General features: G+C 69.1%; 10 protein-coding genes. 4 read left to right on the top strand and 6 right to left on the bottom strand.

Annotated features, from left to right (window positions below):
* Positions 1-7: 7 nt before the first annotated feature.
* Positions 8-2278 carry a TonB-dependent receptor domain-containing protein gene (locus ABIE19_RS00520; protein ID WP_354087156.1) on the bottom strand — a complete coding sequence of 757 codons (2271 nt, stop codon included), beginning with the start codon at positions 2276-2278 and terminating at the stop codon, positions 8-10.
* Positions 2279-2414: 136 nt separating this feature from the next.
* Here ABIE19_RS00520 and ABIE19_RS00515 point away from each other — a divergent pair, with 136 nt between their 5' ends.
* From ABIE19_RS00515 to ABIE19_RS00505, 3 genes are all read left to right on the top strand, one after another.
* Positions 2415-4340, top strand: coding sequence for a BCCT family transporter (locus ABIE19_RS00515; RefSeq protein ID WP_354087155.1), 1926 nt, complete (start codon positions 2415-2417; stop codon positions 4338-4340).
* A gap of 65 nt (positions 4341-4405) precedes the next feature.
* On the top strand, positions 4406-6058 hold the full coding sequence (locus ABIE19_RS00510) for a serine hydrolase (RefSeq protein ID WP_354087154.1): 1653 nt from the start codon (positions 4406-4408) through the stop codon (positions 6056-6058).
* 24 nt (positions 6059-6082) lie between these two features.
* On the top strand, positions 6083-7519 hold the full coding sequence (locus tag ABIE19_RS00505) for a serine hydrolase domain-containing protein (RefSeq protein ID WP_354087153.1): 1437 nt from the start codon (positions 6083-6085) through the stop codon (positions 7517-7519).
* A gap of 1 nt (position 7520) precedes the next feature.
* On the opposite strand, the gene ABIE19_RS00500 is transcribed toward ABIE19_RS00505, so the two are convergent.
* From ABIE19_RS00500 to prmC, 5 genes are all read right to left on the bottom strand, one after another.
* Positions 7521-7925 carry an SPFH domain-containing protein gene (locus tag ABIE19_RS00500; protein ID WP_354087152.1) on the bottom strand — a complete coding sequence of 135 codons (405 nt, stop codon included), beginning with the start codon at positions 7923-7925 and terminating at the stop codon, positions 7521-7523.
* Between the two features lie 84 nt (positions 7926-8009).
* Positions 8010-8693 carry a DUF4893 domain-containing protein gene (locus ABIE19_RS00495; RefSeq protein ID WP_354087151.1) on the bottom strand — a complete coding sequence of 228 codons (684 nt, stop codon included), beginning with the start codon at positions 8691-8693 and terminating at the stop codon, positions 8010-8012.
* A 95-nt stretch (positions 8694-8788) separates the two neighbouring features.
* Complete coding sequence (locus ABIE19_RS00490) at positions 8789-10099, bottom strand: ATP-binding response regulator (RefSeq protein ID WP_354087150.1); 1311 nt, start codon at positions 10097-10099, stop codon at positions 8789-8791.
* An 83-nt stretch (positions 10100-10182) separates the two neighbouring features.
* Positions 10183-11091, bottom strand: coding sequence for a DUF4167 domain-containing protein (locus tag ABIE19_RS00485; RefSeq protein ID WP_354087149.1), 909 nt, complete (start codon positions 11089-11091; stop codon positions 10183-10185).
* Between the two features lie 290 nt (positions 11092-11381).
* On the bottom strand, positions 11382-12278 hold the full coding sequence (gene prmC / locus ABIE19_RS00480; RefSeq protein WP_354087148.1) for a peptide chain release factor N(5)-glutamine methyltransferase: 897 nt from the start codon (positions 12276-12278) through the stop codon (positions 11382-11384).
* 99 nt (positions 12279-12377) lie between these two features.
* Between prmC and ABIE19_RS00475 the strand changes: the two genes are divergently transcribed.
* Positions 12378-13598 (top strand): YihY/virulence factor BrkB family protein, encoded by a 1221-nt coding sequence (locus ABIE19_RS00475; RefSeq protein WP_354087147.1) that lies wholly within the window; start codon positions 12378-12380, stop codon positions 13596-13598.
* Position 13599: the final 1 nt, after the last annotated feature.

Here is a 13599-nt window from a genome sequence, read left to right as displayed (position 1 = left end):
GGGGGCGTCAGCCGCCGGTGGGGCCGGTCGAGAAGTCGAACTGTTCCGGCTGGCGACGCGGGCCGCCGAAGGACCAGGTCAGGCCCAGGTAGAAGGCGCGCAGGTTGAACTCCTGGTCCACCCGCTCGCGGAACTGGGGCGTGTCGTAGGTCGTGGCCCCGCCGAAGGAGTTGAGGATGTCGCGCGCCGTGAACTGCAAGGACAGGGTCTCGCTGAGCTTGCGGCGATAGCCGAAGTTCAGCATGCCGCCGCTCTCGCGCTCGCCCTGGGCCAGCAGCTGGTCGCCCTGCCAGAAGCCCATCAACTGCACGAAGTCCTTGGGCGTGGCCTGCCAGTTCAGGCTGAGGCGGCCGGTGACCATCTCGCCCTCCCGGTCGCGGCCGCCCGGGATGCCGTCGGCGTCGAGCTCCTGGCGGAAGAGGTTGACGCTGGCGTTGTAGCGCAGGGTCGGGTGCAGACGGCCGCTGGCGGTCAGTTCGACCCCCAGGTCGCGTCGCGCGCCGAGGTTTTCAGGCCGGGTCAGCAGCACCCCGCCGCCGATGTCGGTCGCCACCTCGGTGAAGGCCTTGGTGGTGTCGCGATAATAGGCGGTGGCCTGATAGAAGGTCTGGCCCTGGCGCATCTGCCACATGGCTTCGAAGCTGTCGGTCTCCTGCGGTTCCAGGTCCGGGTTGCCCGAACGCTGGTTCAAGGGATCGCCATAGGCCACGAAGGGGTTCAACTGGGCCGGCTGGGGCCGTTGGATCCGCCGCGAATAGCTGGCGCGCAGGGTCTGCGTCTCCGTCAGCTGGTACTGCAGATGCATGGTCGGATAGGCGCGGAAGTAATCCTGAGAGGCGCGGACGGCGTTGGTGACGTCCTCGACCTCGATGTCCGCCTGCTCCAGGCGCAGGCCGAATTGGGCCGACAGTTTTTCGCCGAAGGGACGCTCATAGGTGGCGTAGAGGGCGTGGACCGTCTGTTCGGCCTCGAAGCGGTTGCTCTGGCCCGGAACGGGCGCCAAGGCGGCCTCGGACGGGCCGCGTCGCAGCACATTGTCCTGATCCGGTCGAGTCAGGTTCAACTCATAGCCCGTCCGCAGCTTGGAGCCGTCGCTCATCGGCCGGGTGTAGGCGCTGGTGAAGCCGATCGTCTCCTGCGCGTTCGACTGCCTCTGACCTTCATAAAGCGCCGGCGCGACGGGAAGGGAGAAGGTGTTGACGTTCAGCCCGTCGTTCTCGGTGTCGTTACGATCATAGCGCAGCTCATTGGACCACTCGTGGCCCGAGGCGTCGAACTGATGCAGCACGCGAGCCGTAGCGCCCCAACCGTCCATACGGAACCCGCCGACGCCGTCACGCCTATAGGCGCCGGTCAGAACACCCGCGGCGTTGCGGGTCTCGAACAGACCTCCGGCCTCGGCGTCGGCTTCGAAACGGTTGCCGCGCAGTTCACCGGTCAGCATGGTCTTCTCGGTCAGGCGATATTCGGCCGAGAGCCGGGCGAACACGCCCTTCTGAACCATGTCGTTCTGCTGAACCGCCGTAGTCGTGGAGGTCACCGCGCCCGTGGTCGAGTCGAGCTGCTCACGCAGACGATCGAAGGCGAAATCCTGCTCGTCATAGCGATAGTTGATGTCGCCGGTCAGGGTCAGCTTGCCCTGTTGTCGCGAACCGCTCGCGCCGACGTTCCAGCGCCCGTTGTCCCCGACGTTAACCCGCACCGAACCCGTGGTCGTCGCGGCGGCGGCCGCGCCGGGAGCCCCCGCGACGGCGGCCGGAACCGGCTTGGTGATCAGGTTGATGACCCCGCCCGAACCTTCCGGACTATAGGCCGCGGAGGGGTTGGTCATGACCTCGATCCGCGCATAGCGGTTCGCCGGCAGTTGCAGGACGGCGTCGGCCCGGTTCGGTCCCGACAGGATGGCCGAGGGGCGGCCGTCGACCAGGATGGTGACATTGCCGTCCCCGCGCAGGGAGACATTGCCCTGGGGATCGACATCGACCGAGGGCACGTTGCGCAGGGCCTCGGCCAGGGTGCCGCTCGCGGCCTGCAGGTCGTCGGCCAGGCTATAGCTGGTGGAATCGATGGAGGTTCGCACGTCGCTGGAGCGGGCGCTGACGACGACGTCGCCGACGGCCGCAGGCTGATCCTTGTCCTCCGCCTTCTCCGGCGCGGACTGGGCCGGGGGCCTGGGGTTCTGCTGCGTGCTCGCCGGGGGCGGGGTCTGGGCCAGGACGGCGCCGGCCGGCAGGGCCAGAACGACGCCCAGCACAGGCGCCAACTTGAATTTCGACATGACGGCGACCCTCGCGCGAGCGTCCCTCAACGCTCTCATGTCGCAGCGATTATCAGGCGCTCGCCGTATACCCGAGTTACATCTTTTTCATTCCGAGGGCGGGTCTGTGTCCAAAAATGGAACCCGAAGCGTCGCCGTGCGCTTGGTCCCCATGCTGACGACCAAGATGAACCCCCGCGTCTTCTGGGGGGCCAGCGCCATCGCGGGCGCCCTGCTGCTGCTCGCCCTTGTGGCGCCCGCCACCTCCGACCTGATCTTCGGCGCCGCCCAGGCCTGGGTGATCGAGACCTTCGGCTGGTTCTACGTCGCCTCAGTGGCGGGCTTCCTGCTGTTCGTGACCGTCCTGGCGGTCGGCCCGACCGGGCGGTTGAAGCTGGGGCCGGACGAGGCCGAGCCGGACTTCCCCTATGTCTCCTGGCTGGCCATGCTGTTCGCGGCGGGCATGGGCATCGGCCTGATGTATTTCGCCGTGGCCGAGCCGGTGCAGCACTACATCGCCCCGCCCGAGGCCTCGCCCGGCACGCTGAACGCCGCGCGCGAGGCCATGGTCATCACCTATACCCACTGGGGCGTCCACGCCTGGGCCATCTACGCCGTGACGGGATTGAGCCTGGCCTATTTCGCCCACCGCAAGGGCCTGCCCCTGACCATGAGGTCCAGCCTCTATCCCCTGCTGGGCAAGCGGGTGAACGGTTGGATCGGCGACGCGGTCGACATCTTCGCCATCTGCGGCGCCCTGTTCGGCATCGCCACCTCCCTGGGCCTGGGCGTGGCCCAGATGAACTCCGGCCTGAACTATGTCTTCGGCGTGCCCAGCAGCGTGATCGTCCAGGTCGGGCTGATCGCCGTGGTGATGGGGGCGGCGACGATCTCGGTCCTGACCGGGGTGGACAAGGGGGTTCGGCGGCTGTCCGAGTTGAACCTGGTCATCGCCATCTGCCTGATGCTGTTCGTGCTGATCGCGGGGCCGACCCTGTTCCTACTGCGGGCCTATGTGCAGAATTTCGGCCTCTACCTGGACCACTTCTTCGTCCGCACCTTCACCCTCTACGCCTATGAGCCGCGCGCCTGGATGGCGGACTGGACCCTGTTCTACTGGGCCTGGTGGATCGCCTGGTCGCCGTTCGTGGGCATGTTCATCGCCCGCATCTCACGCGGGCGCACGGTGCGGGAATTCCTGATCGGAGTGCTGCTGGTCCCCTCGGGCTTCACCTTCCTGTGGATGACGGTCTTCGGCAATACGGCCATGAGCCTGGACCTGGGCGTGGCGGCGGGCGCCATTTCCGACGCCGTGCAGGCGGACCTGTCGACGGCCCTGTTCCGCTTCCTGGAATACCTGCCCGGGACGGCCATCACCTCGGTTTTGGCCATCGCTCTGGTGGCGGTCTTCTTCGTCACCTCGGCCGATTCCGGCTCCCTGGTCATCGACACCCTGGCCTCGGGAGGCGCGGAGGAAACGCCGCGTTGGCAGCGCGTCTACTGGTGCGTGCTGCAAGGCCTGGCGGCGGCCCTGCTGTTGCTGGCCGGAGGTCTGGGCGCCCTGCAGGCGGCGACCCTGACGGCCGCCCTGCCCTTCGCCGTCATCATGATCCTGGCCTGCTTCGGTCTGGCGCGGCAGATGAACGCCGACTTGAAGGGCGAGGCGGTCGAGACGGAGGCGGCGCCCCTGCGCGAACAGTTGAAGCGCATCCTGGCCCCCGCCAGCCGTCGCGACATCAGCCGCCAGATGCAGCGCCACGGCGCCCCCGCCCTGGAGGAGGTGCGCGACGCCCTGGCCGCCCAGGGACTGGAGAACAGCGAGGTCCAGACCGACGACAACGGCGTCTGGCTGAGGGTCGAACACGCCAACGGCCGCGACTTCGTCTATCGGCTCGGCGCCCGGTCCCGGCCCCTGCCGGCCCTGACGGCGCTGGAGGCGCCCGAGGCCCGGCGCGCCCTGGAATGGCGCATGAGCGCCGTGACCGGCGACGGCACGCGCCCACGCGACGTGACCGGCTTCACCCGCGCCCAGATCGTCGCCGACGTTCTGGAACACCTGCAGAGGTGGCGGCTGGCGGCGTGACGCGGCCCCTTGGCCTCGACGGCGGGCGGAGTTAGCGTCGCCGCTCAGTCTTCGGGAGCGTCTCCATGTCCATTCGCCTGTCGCGCCGCGCCGCGCTGATTTCCTCCGCCGTCGCGACCACGGGCGCCGCCCTGCCCGGCCTGGCCCTGGCCCAGGCGGGCCCTGACCGGCGCACCGACGCCGAGATCGCCGCCGCCGCCGACGCCTGGGTCAAGCGCTGCATGCTGGCCTGGCCGGAACAGCCCGCCGTCTCCCTGGCCCTGGTGCGCGACGACAGGACGATTCTGGCCCAGGGCTACGGCGTGCGGCGTCAAGGCAAGAAGGAGCTCGCCGACGAGCACACCCTGTTCGCCATCGCCTCGAACTCCAAGAACGTCACCGCCGCCTGCCTGGCCATCCTGGTCGACGAGGGCAAGGTGAAGTGGGACGAACCGGTGAAGACCTATCTGCCCGACTTCACCCTGTCCGATCCGGTGATCGGCGCGCGCATCACCGTGCGCGACACGCTCAGCCACCGCGCCGGCTTCGGCCTGGGCGCGGGCGACCTTCTGTTCTGGCCCAACAGCGACCGGACGCGGGCCGAGGTGCTGAAACAGGCCGCCTTCGTGCCGATCGAGGACAGCTTCCGCGCCAATTATCACTACTGCAACCTGATGTTCGTGGTGGCCGGCGCGGTGATCGAAAAGGTCTCCGGCCTGTCGTGGGAGGCCTTCGTCCAGACCCGCATCTTCGACAAGGTCGGCATGACCGAAAGCGTGCCGTTGGCCCGTCTGGCCGATCCGGCCAAGTCGGCCCTGCCCCACGCCCGCGTCGGGCCGCCGCTGCGCCTTCAGGGGCCGATGACCCAGATCGCGGACTCCATCGTCGAGGTCTGGAACTGGGATTCGGCGGCGGCGGCGGGCGGCATCTGCGCCAGCGCCACGGACTGGGCCAAGTGGATCGCCGTGCGCCTGAACGACGGCAGGCTGGCCGACGGGACGCGCCTCTTCTCCGAGGCCGCGGCGCGGGAGATGTATCGCCCCAACATCGTGGTCTCGTCCTCCAGCGGGCCGACGGCGGAACTGCCGAACCGGGCCATCGCCTCGACCTACGCCATGGGCCTGCAGGTGCAGGACTATCGCGGCGAGCGGCTGGCCACCCACGGCGGAGGCTCGCCTGGCGGCATCTCCTCCACCGTCCTGATCCCCGGGCGAAAGATCGGCTTCAGCGTCTTCACCAACGCCGAGGAGAGCTTCCTGCTGCGCGCCTTGCGTTCGGGTCTTTCGGACATCGCCATGAACAAGGTCGACGTCGACTGGATCGCCGATTCCAAGCGCCTGGAAGCCGAAGGGACCGAGAAGTCGTTGAAGGCGGCCGCCGAGATCGACGCCAAGCAGGCGGCGGGGGCGGCGCCCTCCATGCCGCTGGAGGCCTATGCCGGAACCTGGCGCGATCCCTGGTACGGCGACATCGTCATCGAGCCCAAGACCGAGGGGCGCGGCCGCAACCGCAAGACAGGCCTGTGGCTGCGCTTCACCCATACCCCGGCCCTGCAGGGCTGGCTGGAGCCCTATGACGGCGAGACCTTCCGCACCCGCTTCCCCGACAAGCGCGAGGAGGACGCCTTCGTCACCTTCAACATCGCCACGGCCAAGCCGGCCACGGCGACGGTCAAGGGCGTGTCACCGGACATCGACTTCTCCTACGACTACCAGGACCTGCGGCTGACACGGGTCTGACCCCACATCACGATGGAGACGGTCATGATCCGGCTTGCCTGCGCGTCGCTTCTGGTCGCTCTTCCCAGCCTTGGCGGCGCGGCCCTGGCCGAAACATCGCCTCAACAGGCCGCCGCCGCGTCCGACCGGATCCTGGCGGCCCTGGTGGAGGTCAACGGCGTGCCCGGCATGGGGGCGGCCGTCTGGCGAGACGGCGAGCTGATCTGGTCGGGGTCCGCCGGTTACGCCGATGCGGAAACCCGCCGACCGGTCGACGGCGACACGGTCTTTCGTCTGGCCAGCGTGTCCAAGCTGTTCGCCGTCACGGCCACCGGACGTCTGCGGCAGGAAGGGCGACTGGATGTCGACACCCCGGTCCGCGACCGCCTGACCTGGCTGCCCGACCGTTGGCCGCCCCTGACCAGCCGTCAGTTGGCGGCCCATATCTCGGGCCTGCCCCACTACCAGGCCGTGGATGAAGCGCGCGGCGCCCGTCGCTACGCCTCGGTCCGCGAGGCGGTCGGAATCTTTCAGGATCGCGATCTGCTGACGCCGCCCGGCGAGACCTATCAGTACTCTTCCTGGGGCTACACCCTGCTGTCCGCCGTGGTCGAGGAGAGCGCGGGACGGCCTTATCTCGACTATGTCCGCGAAACGATCACGCCCGGTCTGCGCATCGGCGCCGACCCGACCGACAGCGGCGATCCCCACGCCTCGACCGCCTATGACTATGAAGACGACGCCCTGATCCGCGCCGCACCCCACGACCTAAGCTACACCTGGGGTGGAGGCGGCATGGCCGCCACGGCGCCGGATCTGGCGACATGGGGCGGACGCCTGCTGTCGGGCGAGGTGGTGACGCCGGAAACCCTGGCCTGGATGACCACTCCCGCGCGACTGAACGACGGATCGGAGGTCGAGGAGGGCGCCTATAAGGTCGGCTTCGGCTGGCGGATCGCCGACGATCGCGACGGCCGCCGCCTGTTCCACCACGCCGGCGTCACTGTCGGCGCGCGCAGCCTTCTCCTGCTCTATCCTGATCAGGCGACCAGCGTCAGCGTCCTGTCGAACGCGCCGTGGGTCTCGGCCATCGAGCAGACCGGCCAAATGCTGGCCGCCCCGTTCACGCCCGCGCCCGGCGACGCCGCCTTCGTGGACTGCCCGGTCGCCACGACGGCCTATGACGGAACCTATGACGGCAAGTCCCTGACCGGCGAAGCCCGCTTCGCCTTGGAGGACGGCCTTTGCGTCGGCCGCCTGTCGCTGGACGGCGCGACGCCGTTGGCGAAATGGCTGAACGACTTTCCGCAGAAGGACGCCGCCGACCTGCCGGTCGTCAGCGTCACGCCCGATCGGGGTCTGGCCCGCGCGGCCCTGATCACCCCCGTCGGCGCCTATGACATGCGCAGCCTGGGCGAAAGCCGCTATCAGGTGCGTTTCGGCGGGACCCAGAACCGATGGCTGGAACTGACCCTTCGCTGACCTAGCGCGCCGCCGGGCGCTGGCCCGCTTCAAGGATGGGCATGCCGGCCTCGGTGGGGATGTAGATGGTCTGGCGGCCTTCCTTGCCGGCCGTTTCCTGCAACATGTTGATGTAGGACCAGCGCAGATAGGCCTCGGGTCCGCCGAGCGCCTCGGCCATGATGCGGTTGGCCTCGTTGGCGCCCTTGGCGCGTTCGATCTCGGCGGCGGCGGTCAGCTTGGCCGAGTCCAGGGCCGCCTGGGCCTCCAGCACGCGGATGCGGCGGTTCTGCACCGCCTCTTCATAGGCCGCCTTGCCCGCCATCTGCTTGGAATAGACGTTGTAGGTCGGGAAGCCGATCAGGACGACGGCCGCGACCACGGCGACGGCGATGATGGACCCGAGCGTAAGACCGACGCCGCGCATGGCGAGCTTCTCCTGATAATGGACAGCCTCAAGGGTGAACGGCGCGCCCCCGACCGGTCAAGCTTTTCGGGCAGCCGCCCCGCGTCAGTTTGGAAGCAATTCGATCACATCCAGGTTGGACTCATGCGTCGGCCAGGGGATGACCATGCGCCAGCGGCGATCGCCGATCCGTTCGACCAGGGCGATCATGTCGCGCTCCGGGTTCAGACCATAGGAGCGAGCGGCCGGTTCGGAGCTCAGCGCCATGGAACCCAGGAAGACCATGTGGCGATCATCCTCCGGGAAGAGCAGGCCGCTGGGACGCTGGGATCCCGTCAGCTTGACGAACTTGAGCCCGGCGTCCGTGCGCTCGATGCGGCAGGCGAACCAACCGTAGACGACATAGCCCAGGCCGCCGTCGCCCTGGGCGCCCAGTTTGACCGTGCGGCAGCGATAGTTCCCGACAGGCGGCGTCGGCGACGGCAAGGCGGCCTCAGGATCGATCAAGGCCCCCAGCGCGCCCAGGTCGCCAGAGCCGGGCAGGCTCTCGGCCTGTTGCAAGGCCTGGCGCCAGGCGTCGGCTCGACGCTGGTAGCGGTCGCGATCGGCGGCAACGACGGCGCCCCGCCAGTCGCCCGGGACAAGGGTGCCGTCCTGCATTGGCGGCGGGGGAGGCGGCGGCGGGGGCGGGGGCGGCGGAAGGCTGGCGCAACCCACGACCAGACTCGCCGTCAGCAAGGCCGCAGCAAGGGTCTTGAGCCGAACGTGGCCGAGGGAAATCATCGACATGAGCGCTCCTGATCAGGCTTCGATCCGGGAGGCGGCAGGCCCGCCTGCTTCCAGAGAAACGCGGGAGCCCGTCGCGTCAAGCCCAGGATGAAGGGTCAGGCCGCGCCGCGCCTGGCGCGCGTCTGGTCCGGCGAGGAGGATTGGGCGGAGTCCAAGGCCTGGGACAGGACTTCGACCAGAGCGGAAATGCGCAGGGGCTTGGTCAGATAGGCGGCGAAGCCCGCCTCCCGCCCGCGCCGCGCATCCGCCGCGCTCGCCCGGGCGGACAGGGCGATGACGGGAAGGCGGCGGGTCAGGGCGTCCTGCGCCAGCCTGGCCTTGAAGGCGGGACCGTCGAACCCCGACTGATCGAGATCGACCAGCACGACGTCAGGCTGCAGGTCGCGCGCCAGGACCAGCCCCTCCTCGCCCGTTTCCGCGACATGAAGATGCAGCCCGCCGAGCGCCGGGGCCAAATGCCGCATCAGGGCGATGTCGGACGAGTTGTCGGCGACATAGAGCAGGGTCGCCTGGGCCAGATCGGCCGACGAACGCGCCGCCCCCCGGGAAGGCGCGGGCAGGCGCAGGGCGAAGACCGTCCCTTCTCCCTCCCTGTGTTCGATCTCCAGGCGGCCGTTCATGGCCTCGACTAATCCACGGGCGACTGCGACGCCGCCCGTGTCGACGTCGGCCTGCGTCCGCGAGGATCGTCCGAAGGAAGGAGGGGTCGCATCGCCGCCTCCATCGCGCACGACCAGCGCCAGTTCGGAGGCGATCGCCTGAATCTCGACCACGACCCTTCCGCCGCGCGGCGTGCGACGAAGGGCCGCTTCGGCCAGCAGGGTCAGGGCCTGACGCAGGCGGTCGCGATCCGCCAGGGCGGCCAGGCCCGCCGCGGGCGGCGGCTCATGCAGTTCGACGCCCGCCGCCTGGGCCTGAGGCCGCAAGGCTTCGCACGCCTGTCGCGCCAGAAGGAGAGGATCGACGCGCTCAATCACCACAGCCCCGCGTCCGGCCTCGATCTCGGCCAGGGCCAGAGCCTGTTCCGCCACGGCCGTCAGTCGCGCGGAGGCCTCGCGAATCCGCTCGACCGCCTGATGCTGCCTGTGGGTCAGGGGCTCGCTCGCCTCGTTGAGCTGCATCAGATCGGCGAAGCCGGCCACGGCGTTGAGCGGCCCGCGCATCTCACGACTGAGGTCGAGCAGAAAGTCGGAACGGGAGCGCAGATCCGCCTCGACCTTGTCGGCGCGGCGGGCGGCCTCCTCCAGGGCGGCTTCCAGGGCGCGCACGCGCCTTTCGTGGCGACCTTCCTGGTCCTGGGTGAAGCGGCGCAGTCGAGTCGCCTCGTCGCGCGCCTTCATCGCGGCGCGGACGCCGACGATGCAGGCGACCAAGGCCAGGGCCGTCGCAACCAGCACGAGTTCCATCGCGCGTCCTCCCTATGAACTCGAGAGTAACGCCGTTCGGTTGTGCAATCGTGAAGGAAACGGGCGCAGAACGCCCGCAGGCGTCAGCCTTCGTCGGCGGCGGCCTCGGCCTTGCGGCGCGGGGCGCGACGACGCGGCGCAGGCGCCTCTTCCGCCTCGCCTTCGGCCGCCGGAGCGGAGGGGCGCGTCAGGAAGCCCGGCAGGCCCATGCCGTCGGCGGTCTCTTCGGTCGGAGCTTCCGCAGCGGCGGCGGCGCGCGAACGGCGCGGGGCGCGGGCGGGCTTGGCCTCGACGGCTTCAACCACAGGCGCGACGGCCTCGACCGAAGCGGGCGCGGCGTCTTCGTCGGCAGGCGCGCGGTCGTCAGGTTCGGACCCGCCCTCCACGATCTCGCCGTTCTCGAAGCGACGGTTGCGCTCCTCGCGACGCCGTTCCCAGCGCTCGCGGCGCGATTCACGACGACCGCCTTCACGGCTCTCGCCTTCGGCGCGCGGCTCGCTGTCGCGGGGCTCGCGGTCCCGGTCGCGATCACGGTCCCTGTTGTAGTCGCGGTCCCGGTCACGGTCCCGGTTGGCGTCGCGCTCGGCGCGTTCGGCCTGGCGGCGGGCTTCGTCTTCGACGCGCTGCTGCTCGGCCTGCGCGGCGGCGATGATGGCGGCGGCCTGGGCGCCCGACTCGTCCTCGAAGTCGATGTCGAAGCCCTGACCGGCCAGTTCGCGCTGAGCGATCTCGCTCACCGGGCGCTGCGGCTGCAGGGCGCGCAGGACGCGGAAATAGTGTTCGGCGTGCTGGGTGTAGTTCTCGGCCAGGACACGGTCGCCGGCGGCCGAAGCGTCGCGCGCCAACTGCATGTAGCGCTCATAGACGGTCTGGGCGTTGCCGCGGACCTTGATGTTCTCGGGGCCTTGCGAGTCCCACGACCGGTTCGGATTGGTCGCATTGGCGTTGTTGCCGCCGCCGGGCTTCCGGTTGCGTCCGCGTTGACGCTTCATGCCCTTGAAATCTCTCATCGGAGCTTACCGTGCTGGTGCGGGCCGCCGTCGGTTCAGGACGGGTAGGACCCAGTTCGTCGTTCCGTTCGGTCGGGGCCAATCCCCGCATCGATGTGTTCGGAAAACCGTTCGCCGCCCTGTGGTCCGCCGGACGAACAGGTCCGACCGTCACTGAACCCAGGCGCGTCTGAGCGAGCAAACCTGCTCGAAAACATCGCGTCTGAGTGGGAGACAAGGAGGGACTTAGCGCGCGGCGACGCGCTTTCCAAGGGTTTTATTGCGTCCGCCCGTCACGCTTCGGGGATAGGATCGACGCGCGGATCGGGTCCGTTGGTGACGACGCGGTCGCGGTCGCCCAGGTCCTTGACCACCTTGACGTCGGCGAAGCCCACCGCCTCGAACAGCGCCTTGACCGCCTCGCCCTGATCCCAGCCGATCTCGACCGCGAAAATCCCGCCGGGCCGCAGGATGCGGGCGATTTCCGGCGCCAGGTCGCGATAGGGTTGAAGTCCGTCGGGACCGCCGTCCAGCGCCAGATGCGGATCGTGCTCTCGCACCTCGGGGTCCAGGCCGGGGATGTCGCCGGTCGGAATATAGGGCGGGTTGGACACCACCAAGTCGAAGCTGTCCTCGGCGAACCCGGTCGCCCAGTCGGTGCGGATGAAGGTGCAGCGGCTGTTCAGATCCAGGTTGGCCGCGTTCTCGCGCGCCACGGCGATGGCCTCGGTCGAAATGTCGGTGCCGACGCCGCGGGCGCCGAAACGCTCCGCCAGCGTCGCCAGCAGGATGGCGCCCGACCCCGTGCCCAAGTCGATCATCTCGAACGCCTTGTGCGGCGGGAAGGCGCGGACGATGACGTCCAGAAGGACCTCGGTGTCGGGACGCGGGCTGAGAACGTCGGGCGTGACGTTCAGCATGATCTTCCAGAAGCCCTTCTTGCCCAGGATGCGGGAGACCGGCTCACGCCTCAGGCGGCGAGCCACCATGTCGTCCAGAGCCTGGGCCTGATCCGCCGAGACGGGACGATAGGGATCGGTCAGGATGTCGACGCGGCCGGCGCCGGTCGCCGCCTCCAGCAACAGACGGGCGTCGATCGAGGGACTGTCGATCCCTGCGGCTTTCAGCGAGGCTTGCGCACCTTTCCAGGCGGTGAGCAGGGTCGGGGCGGCGGCGGCGTTTTCTGACATGAGGGGTGATTGGCGATTGCCGAGGACGATTTCAAGACGGAACGCAGGACCAGCGTGACCGTTCAGGGGCGGATGGGGATGCGAAACCAGCGAAAATCGATGCGCCGACAGTCGGCGGCGGGCGGCGCGATCTGGCGTTTTCTGGCGGCTGCGGCCGGCGGCCTGGCGGCCGGCGCCGGGGCGACCCACCTGCTTTACACCCAAGGCTACAGGTTCGGACTGGACCTGAGGACGGCCCGGCCGGAGGCCCTGCCCCCGCAGGATCCGACGCCCGAGGACTATGATCGGGACGAACCCGGCCGCGGGCGGCTGGCCGATCATCCGACCCATATTCCGCACAAGGGCTGGGTCGACATCGCCTGGCGCACGGGCGTCGGCTACTTCGGCGACCGGGTCGGCTTCGTCGCCGGCGGCGTGACCTTCTTCATGCTGCTGGCCCTGTTCCCGACGCTCGGCGCCTTCGTCACCATCTACGGCCTGTTCGCAGACCCGGCCGACGCCTGGGGACGGCTGAGCTTCCTCTACCAGATCCTGCCGTCGAACGTGGCCCAGTTCCTGGGCGCGGAAATGACCCGGCTGGCAGGCAATTCCACCGGGCAGCTGACCTTCACCCTGGCCTGGACCCTGGCCCTGTCGCTGTTCGCGGCGAACGGCGGGGTGAAGACCCTCTTCTACGGACTGAACCTCGCCTATCACGAGGTCGAGAAGCGCAACATCATCACCTTCAACCTGCTGTGCATGGGCTTCACCGTCTCGGGTCTGCTGGCGGTGCTGTTGAGCTCCGCCCTGGTGGTGGGCGTGCCGGTCGTGCTGGCGGTCTTCGGCCTGGAAGAGGAATGGGCGCATCTGGCGCCCCTGCGCTGGCCCCTGCTCTTCTTCGGCTACGCCGGCGCCCTGGCCCTGATCTATCGGATGGGACCGTGCCGGGCCCGGGCGCGCTGGCGTTGGCTGACGCCGGGAGCCCTGTTCGCGGCGGCGCTGAGCCTGCTGGTCTCCTTCCTGTTCAGCTGGTTCCTGACGACCTTCGTCCGCACCGATTCCTACGGCCCGCTTGCGGCGGCCATGGGCTTCCTGCTCTGGACCTGGATTTCGGTGCAGGTGATCCTGATGGGCGCGCGCCTGAACGCAGAGATCGAGCATCAGACGGCGCTCGACACCACCACGGGCAAGCCCCGCCCGATCGGCGAGCGCGGCGCGGTCATGGCGGATTCGGTCGGTCCGCGCCGAGGCAATCCCGCCGCCCTGGCCTTCACCCTGCGCTACGCCGAAAGCCTGGGCGATCGGATGCTGAGGCGGCGATCAAGGAAACGCCGACGCTGAA

The organism is Brevundimonas faecalis (genome assembly GCF_040549405.1).
Taxonomy (GTDB): Bacteria; Pseudomonadota; Alphaproteobacteria; order Caulobacterales; family Caulobacteraceae; genus Brevundimonas; species Brevundimonas faecalis.
The sequence above is the reverse complement of the archived record's forward strand: the minus strand, read 5'-3'. Positions and strand labels throughout refer to the sequence as shown.

Excerpts from the sequence above, each read along its gene's own strand:
- ABIE19_RS00520 (WP_354087156.1), bottom strand. The coding sequence starts at position 2,278 with ATGTCGAAATTCAAGTTGGCGCCTGTGCTGGGCGTCGTTCTGGCCCTG.
- ABIE19_RS00510 (WP_354087154.1), top strand. The coding sequence starts at position 4,406 with ATGTCCATTCGCCTGTCGCGCCGCGCCGCGCTGATTTCCTCCGCCGTC.
- ABIE19_RS00505 (WP_354087153.1), top strand. The coding sequence starts at position 6,083 with ATGATCCGGCTTGCCTGCGCGTCGCTTCTGGTCGCTCTTCCCAGCCTT.
- ABIE19_RS00500 (WP_354087152.1), bottom strand. The coding sequence starts at position 7,925 with ATGCGCGGCGTCGGTCTTACGCTCGGGTCCATCATCGCCGTCGCCGTG.
- ABIE19_RS00495 (WP_354087151.1), bottom strand. The coding sequence starts at position 8,693 with ATGTCGATGATTTCCCTCGGCCACGTTCGGCTCAAGACCCTTGCTGCG.
- ABIE19_RS00490 (WP_354087150.1), bottom strand. The coding sequence starts at position 10,099 with ATGGAACTCGTGCTGGTTGCGACGGCCCTGGCCTTGGTCGCCTGCATC.
- ABIE19_RS00485 (WP_354087149.1), bottom strand. The coding sequence starts at position 11,091 with ATGAAGCGTCAACGCGGACGCAACCGGAAGCCCGGCGGCGGCAACAAC.
- prmC (WP_354087148.1), bottom strand. The coding sequence starts at position 12,278 with ATGTCAGAAAACGCCGCCGCCGCCCCGACCCTGCTCACCGCCTGGAAA.
- ABIE19_RS00475 (WP_354087147.1), top strand. The coding sequence starts at position 12,378 with ATGCGCCGACAGTCGGCGGCGGGCGGCGCGATCTGGCGTTTTCTGGCG.